This window comes from Chryseobacterium arthrosphaerae (genome assembly GCF_001684965.1).
GTDB classification, from domain to species: Bacteria; Bacteroidota; Bacteroidia; order Flavobacteriales; family Weeksellaceae; genus Chryseobacterium; species Chryseobacterium arthrosphaerae.
The window spans coordinates 2,613,545-2,625,632 of sequence record NZ_MAYG01000001.1 but is presented as its reverse complement, the minus strand read 5'-3'; the positions used below and the strand labels follow the sequence as shown (position 1 = coordinate 2,625,632).

The 12,088-nt window shown below is 37.8% G+C and carries 11 protein-coding genes and 1 pseudogene; 5 read left to right on the top strand and 7 right to left on the bottom strand.

Going from position 1 to position 12,088, the window contains the following annotated elements:
- Positions 1 to 186: 186 nt before the first annotated feature.
- The 3 genes from BBI00_RS11760 to BBI00_RS11750 all read right to left on the bottom strand — a co-directional run bounded on the left by BBI00_RS11760 (position 187) and on the right by BBI00_RS11750 (position 2,867).
- A complete protein-coding gene (locus BBI00_RS11760) occupies positions 187 to 1,497 on the bottom strand; it encodes an ABC transporter permease (RefSeq protein WP_065398944.1) in 1,311 nt (436 codons plus the stop codon).
- Positions 1,498 to 1,500: 3 nt separating this feature from the next.
- Positions 1,501 to 2,412, bottom strand: a complete 912-nt coding sequence (locus BBI00_RS11755; RefSeq protein ID WP_065398943.1) for an ABC transporter ATP-binding protein — start codon at positions 2,410 to 2,412, stop codon at positions 1,501 to 1,503.
- Positions 2,413 to 2,516: 104 nt separating this feature from the next.
- On the bottom strand, positions 2,517 to 2,867 hold the full coding sequence (locus tag BBI00_RS11750) for a T9SS type A sorting domain-containing protein (protein WP_065398942.1): 351 nt from the start codon (positions 2,865 to 2,867) through the stop codon (positions 2,517 to 2,519).
- Between the two features lie 118 nt (positions 2,868 to 2,985).
- Here BBI00_RS11750 and hemB point away from each other — a divergent pair, with 118 nt between their 5' ends.
- A complete protein-coding gene (gene hemB, locus BBI00_RS11745) occupies positions 2,986 to 3,975 on the top strand; it encodes a porphobilinogen synthase (RefSeq protein WP_065398941.1) in 990 nt (329 codons plus the stop codon).
- Between the two features lie 129 nt (positions 3,976 to 4,104).
- Here the strand turns inward: hemB and BBI00_RS11740 are convergent, their stop codons facing one another.
- The 3 genes from BBI00_RS11740 to BBI00_RS11730 all read right to left on the bottom strand — a co-directional run bounded on the left by BBI00_RS11740 (position 4,105) and on the right by BBI00_RS11730 (position 5,435).
- Complete coding sequence (locus BBI00_RS11740; RefSeq protein WP_065398940.1) at positions 4,105 to 4,293, bottom strand: bacteriocin; 189 nt, start codon at positions 4,291 to 4,293, stop codon at positions 4,105 to 4,107.
- Between the two features lie 47 nt (positions 4,294 to 4,340).
- The gene (locus tag BBI00_RS11735) at positions 4,341 to 5,069 is read right to left on the bottom strand and encodes a hypothetical protein (RefSeq protein ID WP_065398939.1); all 729 of its coding nucleotides are present in this window, start codon (positions 5,067 to 5,069) and stop codon (positions 4,341 to 4,343) included.
- Between the two features lie 72 nt (positions 5,070 to 5,141).
- Positions 5,142 to 5,435, bottom strand: coding sequence for a TM2 domain-containing protein (locus BBI00_RS11730; protein ID WP_065398938.1), 294 nt, complete (start codon positions 5,433 to 5,435; stop codon positions 5,142 to 5,144).
- A gap of 154 nt (positions 5,436 to 5,589) precedes the next feature.
- Here BBI00_RS11730 and lptB point away from each other — a divergent pair.
- The 4 genes and pseudogenes from lptB to BBI00_RS11710 form a co-directional block, all read left to right on the top strand.
- Positions 5,590 to 6,315, top strand: a pseudogene (lptB, locus tag BBI00_RS11725) (LPS export ABC transporter ATP-binding protein); the annotation flags it as partial.
- A 419-nt stretch (positions 6,316 to 6,734) separates the two neighbouring features.
- Positions 6,735 to 8,561, top strand: a complete 1,827-nt coding sequence (locus BBI00_RS11720; RefSeq protein ID WP_065398937.1) for a DKNYY domain-containing protein — start codon at positions 6,735 to 6,737, stop codon at positions 8,559 to 8,561.
- A 165-nt stretch (positions 8,562 to 8,726) separates the two neighbouring features.
- The gene (locus tag BBI00_RS11715; protein WP_065399721.1) at positions 8,727 to 10,454 is read left to right on the top strand and encodes an ABC transporter ATP-binding protein; all 1,728 of its coding nucleotides are present in this window, start codon (positions 8,727 to 8,729) and stop codon (positions 10,452 to 10,454) included.
- Between the two features lie 60 nt (positions 10,455 to 10,514).
- A complete protein-coding gene (locus tag BBI00_RS11710; protein ID WP_065398936.1) occupies positions 10,515 to 11,465 on the top strand; it encodes a helix-turn-helix transcriptional regulator in 951 nt (316 codons plus the stop codon).
- Positions 11,466 to 11,575: 110 nt separating this feature from the next.
- Here the strand turns inward: BBI00_RS11710 and BBI00_RS11705 are convergent, their stop codons facing one another.
- Positions 11,576 to 12,067, bottom strand: coding sequence for a DinB family protein (locus BBI00_RS11705; protein WP_065398935.1), 492 nt, complete (start codon positions 12,065 to 12,067; stop codon positions 11,576 to 11,578).
- Positions 12,068 to 12,088 lie beyond the last annotated feature (21 nt).

The following is a 12,088-nucleotide window of genomic DNA, read 5'->3' as shown; positions in this document are numbered from 1 at the left end:
AAGGTAGGGTTAACTTTATGCTGTTTTTAGATTAATGATATAGGCATATGGCATCTTGAGTAAAAAAACAGCACTTCTTAGCTCCTTTCAGTAAAACATTCGAATCTTCTTATATTGAAAACAAAAAGAGCAGGTCCACATCATGGCAGATCTGCTCTTTTTTATTTGTATTGAAGCTTTTTCAGATTATCCTCTGATCCATTTCCAAAGCTCTTTCAGGGTCGCTTTATTGCCATACATCAGAATACCTACACGATAGATTTTTCCGGCAAGGAAGATCATAAAAATCGTTGTTCCCAGCAATAATACAATAGATAATGCAATCTGCCATGCAGGTACACCAAACGGAATCCTAGCGATCATGGCAACAGGAGATGTGAACGGTATGATAGATAACCAGAAGCCTAACGGGCCATCCGGATTGTTCATTAAGGTAAAGCTTCCGTACATTCCTAATGTTAGCGGTAAAATAGCAAACAAAGTGAACTGCTGTGTTTCAGTTTCATTGTCCACTGCAGAACCGATGGCTGCATACACCGAACTGTAGAAAATATATCCCAAAAGAAAGAAGACGATAAATACAAAGATGATCAATGGGAAATTAAGCTCAAGAAGGCTATGGGAGATCTGAGTAGCAAGCTGACCCATATCCAGTTTACTGGCAATCTCGTCATTTCCTCCGGGAATACCTTTCTGAAGCGGAGAGAAACCTGTATTCAGAACCAATGCCCCGATGACAGACATGGTGATCCAGATCACAAACTGAGTAAGCGCAACAAAAGTAACTCCTAAGATTTTTCCCATCATCAGTTCAAAAGGCTTTACGGAAGAAATGATAATTTCCACAACACGGTTGTTCTTTTCCTCAAGAACACTTCGCATCACTCTTACCCCGTAAATAATAATAAACATGAATGTTACATACATCAGCACCATACTAAGGCCTGATTTTACCCCGAAAGAAAGATCGGAATCTTCTTTGTTATTGTTGCTGACATTAATGGTTTTCAGGCTGAAGCTTTTATCAAGATCATTCAGCTGTGCTTCCTGAATTCCTAATTGCTTGATCTTTTCTTTTTTCACAACATCACTGATGTCAGAAACGATTCTTTGCTTGGTATCAAAACCTATTTTAGTATTGATGACCAGTCTTGTATCCTTTTCAAGCGCATCAAAATCCTGGTTTTTCAGTTCAGGCAGGATCAGGATACCATCCAGGGATTCATTGCCCTTTAAATTATTGATCTTTGATTTTTCATCAGCAGCAGAAACAAATACATAGTTCAGCTTGTCATTGGATTTCAGCTGGTTCGTGAAAAGCCCGCTTTTATCAACCACTTCTATGATACTGTGTGACTCATTGGCTTTGAACATTAATCCGATCACAGCACCGAAGGCAATGATCATAACAGGAGCCAGTAAAGTCAGTATGATGAAAGATTTTTTCTTCACCTGCGTAAGAAATTCTCTCTTTGTAATTAAAAAAATATTTTTCATAAATTAAGAATGGTTACTTACAGCATTAATAAACACCTCATTCATACTAGGAATTCTTTCATCGAATGATCTTACTTTTCCTACATGTACGAGATCAAGAAGAATGTTATTCTGGTCAGCTTCATTTTTCAGATCGAAAGAAACAAGGCTGTTCTCATGAGAAAAATTAAAGATTTCATATTTACCCTTAAAATTTTCCAACTGATCATGTCTGACATCAGAAAGCGTAACCCCGAAAATATTTTTCTTGAATTTTTCTCTTACATCAAAGACCCTACCGTCAATGATCTTCTTGGAATTATTGATCAGAGCAACATAGTCACACATCTCTTCCACACTTTCCATTCTGTGGGTAGAAAGAATGATCGTAGTACCGTTATTTTTAAGATCAATGATCTGATCTTTGATTAAGTTGGCGTTTACAGGATCAAAACCGGAGAATGGCTCATCGAGAATTAAAAGGTGAGGTCTGTGAAGTACGGTTACCACAAACTGGATCTTTTGGGCCATTCCTTTAGAAAGTTCAGACAGTTTTTTCTTCCACCACTGGTCAATATTCAGTTTATCAAACCATTTTTTGGCTTCATTCAGTGCATCATTTTTGCTCATTCCTTTCAATTCTCCGAAGTAAAGGATCTGATCTCCTACGCTCATATTTTTATAGAGCCCTCTTTCTTCGGGCATATAGCCAATATCTTTGATGTGGTTGGGATTCAGTTTTTCTCCGTTGATGAAGATATTCCCTGAATCAGCCTGGGTAATTTGGTTGATGATCCGGATGAAAGAAGTCTTTCCGGCTCCGTTGGGTCCTAAAAGGCCATAAATACTGCCTTTGGGAACATGGATGCTGAAATCATCCAGTGCGACCTTTTTTCCGGCATTATAGGTCTTTTTAATATGTTCAGCTCTTAGCATTAAGTTATTTTTTTACAATTAGTAGAAAAAGTCCTTAAAGTTACGGAAATATTAAAAGAGATGAAGGGAAAAGAAAAAATCCTGATGATTATCAGGATTTTAATTTATTGTTTTACGATCTGGGTAACTTTCTGCGTATTGTCGCTTAAAATATAACGGATCATATATTTTCCGGGCTTCAGTTTTTCAATATTGATCTCACCGGAGTTCATATTCACTGTATAATTAGCAACCTGCATACCCAAAATAGAATAGAAGGTCACGCTTTTGATTCTTAAAGAAGAATCTTTTGCCTTAATGATAAGGTAATCCTTTGCAGGATTCGGATAGGCAAGCAACACTCCATCATCCGCTTTCTGGGTGGTGGAACTCGGCTCTCTAAGCTGAGCTTTTAAATTGTTGGAAAATCCAACAAAAGTGCCTACAAATAAAATTAAAAGTAAAAGTTTTTTCATCAAATTTATAATTTCTCGAATATATATAACAAATGTAACAAATTCTATAATCTCATACAATAGTTTTTTATAGAACTTATATTAAATTTGTAGAAACTTATTCAAAAAGTATTCCAAAATGATACATTCAAGAAATAGAAGACTTAGAGTTAATGAATCTATCAGAAGTCTGGTAAGAGAAAATGTGCTTACAACTGATGATTTTGTAATGCCGATCTTCGTAATGGAGGGCGAAAACAAGCAGGAGGCAATCCCGTCTATGCCGGGAATTTTTAGGCGGAGTATAGATTTAACAGTGAAAGAATGTAAGGAATTATTTTCTTTGGGTGTAAAAGCTGTCAATTTGTACATGAAAGTGTCAGAACATCTGAAAGACAATACAGGAAAAGAAGCATGGAACAAGGACGGATTGATGCAGAATACGATAAAGGCTATCAAAGATGCCGTGCCGGGAATGGTCATCATGCCGGATGTAGCTTTAGATCCTTATTCGATCTATGGCCACGACGGAATCATTGAAAACGGAAAAGTTTTAAATGACGCCACCAATGATGCTTTGGCAAGAATGTCAGTTTCTCATGCAGAAGCAGGAGCAGACCTTGTGGCACCGAGTGATATGATGGATGGCAGGGTACAGGTGATCCGTGAAGCGCTGGAACAAAGCGGATTCACAGATGTAGGGATTGTAAGCTATGCAGCTAAATATGCAAGTTCTTTCTATGGGCCTTTCAGAAGCGCTTTAGACAGTGCTCCGAAAGATGATATGGAAATTCCGAAAGATAAAAAAACATACCAGATGGACTTCCACAATACCCGTGAAGCATTGAATGAAGTATTTAAGGATATTGATGAAGGAGCAGATGTGATCATGATCAAACCGGGACTTCCTTACCTGGATATTGTTTCCAAAGTGCGTGAAGCGATTGATCTTCCGATTGCTGTATACAACGTAAGTGGAGAATATGCCATGGTAAAAGCTGCTGCCCAGAATGGCTGGCTGGATAATGACAAGACGATCATTGAAAGTTTGACTTGCTTCAAAAGAGCTGGTGCAGACATGATTTTCACCTATTTTGCAAAAGAAGCTGCCATCCTGTTGAATAAATAATAAGCATCAAACTACAGAATCAGATACGAAAGATGCATTACAGAGTATTTGGTTTGTATCAACTGATGATTTCATTATAAAAAAGAAAAGGAGGTTGTCGTATTTTACAGACAACCTCTTTTTTTGTGATTAACCGTTCCCAAAGCATGCGGTGTAATGACGGTGTCCCTCATGAATAGGGTCTTGTCCGCCATTATCATCTACACAGATATTAGTAGGGCACAGATACCAGCCTGCCGGGCAGTTTCCATTAGCATCCGGGAACCTTAGACTTCCCCCATTAATGTTTTTCAGATCTTTTTTCGTTAATTTTCTCATGATACTTATTTTTATTTGGTTTAGTGAACCTAAAATAATAAAAAATATCACATAATGTTGAAATCCTTTCCTTTTGTGAATTTTGCTGCAAAAGGAGCTTGATTTCCAGAGTATTTTAAAATAAAATGTTTCCGGGTATCAGTATCGATTTTGGTATCCACTTCTACATCTTGGGTCTGAAAGCTGAGGTCTAATCCGGAGGCAGCATCTTTTTCCAGGAAAATTTCCACACTTTCGGCATAGAATAATGAGGTGCTCAGATAATTAAACTTAATATTCTTTCTGTACGTCTTAGATTTTGATTGGGTAAAAAGAGAATAATTTTTCAGAATTTCAATTCCGGGAGAATCAATATTTGTTATTCTCGATTTGGTTACATTGTTTACCCTTACGGAAAAACTTTTTGCATTTTTAATATCCCCGTTTACTCCGATGTTGAATAAAGAAGGAAGAGACAGACCGTATTCGATCATACTTTCCCGGGTAAATTCAAAATCAGGGATCAGGGCAGGATGTTTTGGAGTATTGATCAGTTGTTCCTTTACGGTATTTAAAGCACCGTCGGAAAAAAGATACCCGATAAGATTGTTTCCTGTAGTTCTCCAGTTTCGTCCGTTCCACTCAAAAATCTCACAAAGCAGGGTATCTGTGGAAGAATGGGGAAGGAGATCCATGTCCTGCCATTTGAATACCTCTTTTGCATAAGGTCTCCGGTTGGTAATACTCACTCCCAGGTCCAGGGCCAGAAGATCAGTAAGTTCCTGATTATTTTCCATAATAATTCTTTCTTGATTTGATGCTGATAAAATTATGGAATTAAAAATTCACAATACAAAAAAATTGTTTTTTTATAACCAGCCTTTTCTTCCGTAAACATAAGTGTCGTCAAACTGTTTATCACTCATAAAGAGGTACAGGATACCTTCAATAAAAGGGATAATGGAAGCTGCACCCAAAGTCACTACGTTCAGGATCAGCTGAATAAAGCCTTCTTTGGTATATCCCAGATAAAATTTATTCAAAGCCAGCCAGCCTACAAGAATTCCCAATAAAGCAGCCGGAAGTTTTTTCTCCGAACGGTATGGAATATTGTTTTGCTGATTTCCTGTATTTTCTGTTTTCGTATAGCCGTAATTTTCCATTTTCTTAGTATTTGTAATGAATTGGTTTGTTTCATAATAAGTAGATGGAAATCATGAAAAGTTACAATGATTTGGAGTGAATAAGTTTGCATATGGTGTAAACAAGTTTACATTAACATATAAGTGAAGTTTATATTTTTGATATATTTGCCCTATGATTTTACGAGGAGAAAACTTAATCAAAGAATACGGTCCTAAAAAAGTTGTAAAAGGCGTTTCTGTACAGGTTCAACAGGGAGAAATTGTAGGTTTGCTGGGTCCTAACGGAGCTGGAAAAACCACATCGTTTTATATGATCGTAGGGTTGGTTAAGCCCACTTCAGGGAAAATTTTCCTGGATAAACAGGAGATTACCACCGATGCAATGTACCGTAGAGCTCAGAAGGGAATCGGTTACCTGGCACAGGAGGCTTCCGTTTTCAGAAAGTTGTCTGTAGAAGAAAATATTATGGGAGTACTGCAGCTTACCAAGCTTTCCAAGCGTGAGCAGCAGATCAAATGTGATGAACTGATCGAAGAGTTTTCTTTACAGCACGTTCGTAAAAACAGAGGAGATCTTCTTTCCGGAGGGGAAAGACGTAGAACGGAAATTGCCCGCTGTCTTGCCACAAGCCCGAACTTTATCCTTTTGGATGAGCCGTTTGCCGGAGTAGACCCGATTGCCGTAGAAGATATCCAGAAAATCGTAAGAAGTCTGGTTGATAAAAATATCGGAATTCTGATCACCGACCACAACGTACAGCAGACCCTTGCCATCACCAACAAAACCTATATCATGTTTGAAGGAAAGATCCTGAAAGAAGGACTTCCGGAAGATCTTGCCAATGATCCGCAGGTAAGAGAAGCTTATCTTGGTGAAAACTTCGTTTATCAGAGTATTTTAGACAAACCAAAGAAGAAAAAGTATGCCTACAATATCTGGGCTGGGAATTTTGATTCAAAAACTCACCTGCAGGGATTTGTTGACGAAAACTTCAAGGAATATGATAATCTGAGGCTGATGCATGGTTTTGAAGATGTAAGTTTTGCTTCATTAGGAAACTCAGAGATCGAACATATCTTTAGTGAGGTAGTGGATAAAAATGCAAACAATTCATTTGTTTTCCAGAAAAAAGAAATCAATTCACAATATTCTCTGGAGCAGGCACAGGCAGAATCTAAAAAAGTAAGCCAGCCGGAACTGCATTATCTTACAACCTATATGTACGAAGGATAAAATTCAGTTTTTTTCAGAGAATAATAAAATAAATTCAGAATCTTTGAAATTACTATATTAGTGCCATAACATACATTGGTATTATGAGGTGTTTTCTACTTATTTTATCTTTTGTTTTTTCAATAAAGACATATGCTCAGAAAACCGATTCCATAAAGGCTCCGGTTATTAATCCTGATTTAGTGTTTGAAGAGAAACCTAGGCTGGCTCCTTACACCTATTTGATCAATGACCATTCTCTTGTTTATCAAAAAGACAGAAGAACCAGAAAGGTGATCAAAGCTGATACGAAATCATTTACATTTTCCAGGAACAGCAGTGAAGCAGGGATGGCTAAAAATAAAGACGGAGTCTTTGTGAATGGTGATTTTGTGAAAACAGATACATTAGGCTATCAATACCTTGGATTTACAAATGATGGTACTTTCTGGCGTACCCAAAAAGCCATTTATAAAAACCTTACTGAGCTTAAAAATTTTAAAGCTTCAGAATTTATCCCTCTTAAAGATTCTAAAGGTAATTTTGCCGATAAAGGATATTACCAGTATAATAACAAGGTATATTACTATGATCAGTTAACCAATATTGATATTCATACGGTTATACTTCAGGAATGGGAGCGGTGTTATGATAAAAACGGGATCTATGAACGGGGAGAGAAACTTCTTTTTGAAGGAGAGCCTCTGCAGTACCTCAGTCCTCATTTCCATAGGGTGAAGAATAAGCTTGTGATGAATGATTCTTACCATACAGTCATTCCGGATGGCGATGCCGACTCTTTTGTTCAGCTCGGAGAGCATTATTCCAAAGATAAAAACCATGTTTATTTTGATAAAAGGATTTTAAACGGTGCAGATATACCTTCATTTGGAAGTGTATCAGGTTATTTTGCCAAAGATAAGGATCATGTGTATCATGAGGATGATGTTTTAAAAGATGCAGATGCGGCTTCATTTGTGCATTTGGAAGGCCCGTATTTTAAAGATAAAAATCATATTTACTGCAGTGATAGTATTCTGCCTGTTGACATTGCAGATGCGGACAAATTGAAGATATGGAGTGCTGATGGTCATCATATAACCAGCCCTCTGATTACAGATGGTAAGAATATCTTTTTGTATAACACTTTATTGGAGGGCACTCAACTGGATATTCCGAGTTTTGGAGTGGTCAGTAAGCAACCGCTTTACTATGATAAAAATGGAATTTATGAAATACATTATACGCAGAGATCCGAGAGATATTTTCTTAAAAAGATTCCATTTCATTATACCGTCTCTCCGGATAACAGCAATGTGTTTATAAGTGATAAAATAAATGAGTACCTTTTCTATAATGATCAGGCATATAATAGAACTACAGGCTTTTTTGAAAACCTGACTCAGGAACAGATTGATCTGACCAGAAGGCGGGAGAAGGATCTTGTCAGAATTAATGGTGCTGTCCGGTTGAAAACGATTTACAGTATGTTGTTAGGGCAAACCGGTAACAAAATATATTGGGGAAATGAAGAAACGTCAGCAGATCCGGAAACCTTTGAAAAAATGACAGGCACCTATGCTTATTATAAAGATAAAAATAATGTATACCTCTATTCTTACGGTGACGGGCTGATTACTCTAAAAGGAGTAGATCCGGGATCTGTACGGTTGTTTAATGGGTTTTTAGCGGATAAGGATTATATTTATACCCATAACTTCAGAATCATCAAAAGTGAAAATGTAGAGCTTCTTGCCGTATATGAAGGCTCATGGCCAATGTGTGGCGTAGGGAATCCGGTTTCGTCAACAGCGTATCTTTTAAAAAACAGTGAAGGATACTGGCTGGCATTAATCTCAAATAAAAGTGTTGATGTGAATCAAATCAAAGCTACGGATCCGGCTCTTAAAAAGTTTTTAGGAATCAAATAAACCGGAAATTTTAGCCTGAAAATCATAATAAAAACGTACCTTTTTCTTTTGAAAACGGTACGTTTTTCAGTTTAAATAATTCCTATGGCAAAACCATTCAACAGAACCGTTACTTTATTCGGAATTTATAAACAGCTTGTCCCTTTCATCAGACCTTACCGATTAATGATCTATGGAACGCTGTTTCTTACTTTTTTAGGAGCACTTGCTGCCCAGGTGAACCCTATTGTATTGAAGTATACCGTAGATGAGGTGACCAAGCTTACCCATCTTCCGCATCCGATGACAGAAGGTATTCATATCCTGATTGTTATTTCCATTATTTTACTGGGAAAAGAATTGTTGAATATCTTTATCAATTTCGGACAGAAATTTTATGGGGAAAAGATCAGGATCAATGTAAGTTCAGTTTTGGCACAGTCTGCTATTGATAAGATTCTGACGTACAAAGTAGCTTATTTTAATGATGAAAATCATGAATCCGGAAAATTACAGATCAGAATAGACCGTGGGATTGAAAGCCTTACCAAGCTGGTCCAGAATTTTTTTATTGATATTCTGCCCCTGTTTTCCAATGCCATTATTGCCCTGATCATTATGTACATGCAGAATGTGTACGTGGGGGCTGTTTCTACGATTATTGTTCCTATTTATTTTTACATAAGCTCTTTGCAGGCCAAAAAACTGAGCGGAGTACGCAGACAGCTTAGAAATCAACGGGAGAAAAAAACTTCAGGGCTGTTGAATCTGATCAACTCTATTATGGTGATCAAGAGTTTTGTCCGTGAAAAATTTGAAGGTAAAAAACAGTATGACCTTCAGATGCAGCTGATGGAAAGCCAGATGTTCACCAGAAAGACCAATTTTATTTACGACGGATTAAAGACATTTATTGAACAGTTCGGAGTGGTTCTGATCATTCTTCTGACCGTTTATCTGGTGCTGGATCAGCAAATGACCATTGGAGCGATTATGCTTCATATTATGCTGTTCAACAATGTTTCGGCACCTATCCGCCAGCTGCACAGGATTTATGATGATATGAATGATGCGATGATCTATGCAGAAGGGTATTTTGATATTTTAAATGCTGATGATGAAACCGAGCCGAACGGGAATTTTGTAGAAAAAGCGATCAGGGGAACCTTTGAACTGAAAAATGTAGATTTTACCTATCCCAATGGTACAAAAGCGCTTCATCATGTTTCTATGAAAATTGAGAACGGAAAGACAACTGCTTTGGTAGGGCTGAGCGGAGCGGGTAAATCAACGGTGATTAATCTTTTATGTAAATTTTATCTTCCGGATTCCGGAGAAATTTTACTTGACGATGTGAATCTTAATGATTATAACAATACCTTTCTGAGAAGTGACTTGGGACTGGTGCTGCAGCGTAATCACATCTTTCAGGGAAGCATTGAAGATAATATCCGCTATGGAGATATGAATGCAGGTTTTGAGCAAATAGAGGAAGCCGCTAAAAAAGCCTATCTGCATGATCAGATCATGGACCTTCCTGATGGCTATAAACATGATGCAACCCAGCTTTCGGGTGGTCAGCAGCAGAGAATTGCCATCGCAAGACTGTTTTTGAAAGATCCGCCGATTATCTTTCTGGATGAGCCTACAGCGAGCCTGGACGCCATTGCCACAGAGCAGATCAAAAACTCTCTGGATGCTATAAAACAGGGGCGAACCGTTATCATTATTTCCCATTCTTTATCCCAGATCTTAGATTCGGATACCATCTATGTGATGAAAAAAGGAAGAGTAGTGGAAAACGGAACCCATGATGAGCTTTACAATAAAGACGGAACGTACCGTGAAATTTTTGATGCATCTGCCCGCAGTTTAAATCTGGATAAACTGGTGAATACCTATAAAGAAAATTGATTGAAAAAGCTTATATGATAAGGCATACCTCAAAAAAGAATTTTAGCTTTGTGAAGCAATATGAACGACCACTATCTTAAAAAATTGGACCGGGTAACGGCAATTCTTACCCAGCTTCAGTCTAAACCTGTTGTGAGGGCACAGGATCTGGCTGAAAAATTTGATGTGAGCATCAGAACCATTTACCGTGATGTGAAAACCCTGGAAAACGCAGGCATTCCTATTGTAGGAGAAGCAGGGAATGGTTATTCTTTAATGGATGGTTATAAACTTCCACCCATTATGTTTACCAAAGAAGAAGTACTGAGTTTCATTACTGCGGAAAAACTGATGCAGAAATTTTCGCATCAAAGTTTAGGAAACCATTATCAGGCGGCTATGGAGAAAGTCCGTTCAGTATTGAGGTATTCAGATAAAAATCTGATTCAGAATATCGAAAAACAGATTGATGTTTTCACCGCCCATTCCAGTCCGGGAGATTCTCTGAAAAATGTTATTCCCATTATCCTGGAAAGTATCGCAGAGAAAACCCAGCTGAATATAGAATACCAGACCGTAGATGGCAGAGTGACCAACAGAACCATAGAAGCGGTGGGAATTTTCTTTGAGTTCAATTTCTGGTATATTATGGCATATTGTATCCTGAGAAAAGATTTCAGGCAATTCAGGGTTGACAGAATTCAGCAGATCTCCAAAACGCAAACTCCTTTTTTACAGGAATACGGTCAGATCAATGATTATAGAAAATCACATGGAAATAAAGTTAAGGCTAAACTTCTGGTCGACAAAAAAATCATGGGGCACCTGGTAAACTCTAAAAGATATTATGGCCTGGTAGAAGAAGTGGAAACAGAACATGGCGTAGAGCTGACCTTTGAAACGGAATGGATGACAGACGGATTTCCGCGCTGGCTGATTACTTTTGCAGATTATGCCACAGTGCTGGAGCCGGAAAGTCTTCGCTCCAGACTCAATGAATTGCTTGTCAAAATGACGGAAAGACATCAATAAACCCCAACAGATTCCTGCTGAGGTTAAATTGACTGAGTTATGCAAATAGATGAAATGGTTTAAAGGCTAAGAGAAAAAGCTGATCAGTAAATTGATTCTCCTGGCTTCAGTTAAAATCTTTCCCAGAAGAAAGGCGGTTCAATTCCTAAAGCCCGCAGATACACATATCCCTGGCCACGGTGGTGGATCTCGTTGTCTATAAAATAAAGAACATTTTCATACACCGGGAATTCATACTGACCGAACAGGTTGAAAGTTTCCTGGAAACGCTCTTCAGAGATCTGATTAAAATAGTGATTGATTACTTCTGTTTCTTCATCCCACTTTTTTAAGATCTCTTCTTTTGTTTTCGGATTAAACCCTTCTTCGGTATATCCTTCCATATTTCCCTCTACAATTCCTTTTAATGCAGGACCGCCGATGCTGATCAGCTCTACTGCCAGTTTTGCAAAAGGTCTCATACCGCCCACTGAAAATTCAAATAATTCTTTCTCAGGAAAAGCTTCAATCACTCTTCTTGTCAAATTTCTGTGTCCCTGCCAGTCTTTTAATAATTGATCAGTGGTCATGAATTGTTTTGTAGCTGTTACTGTAGTTGTCATAATGTATTGTTTTTGTTTGTT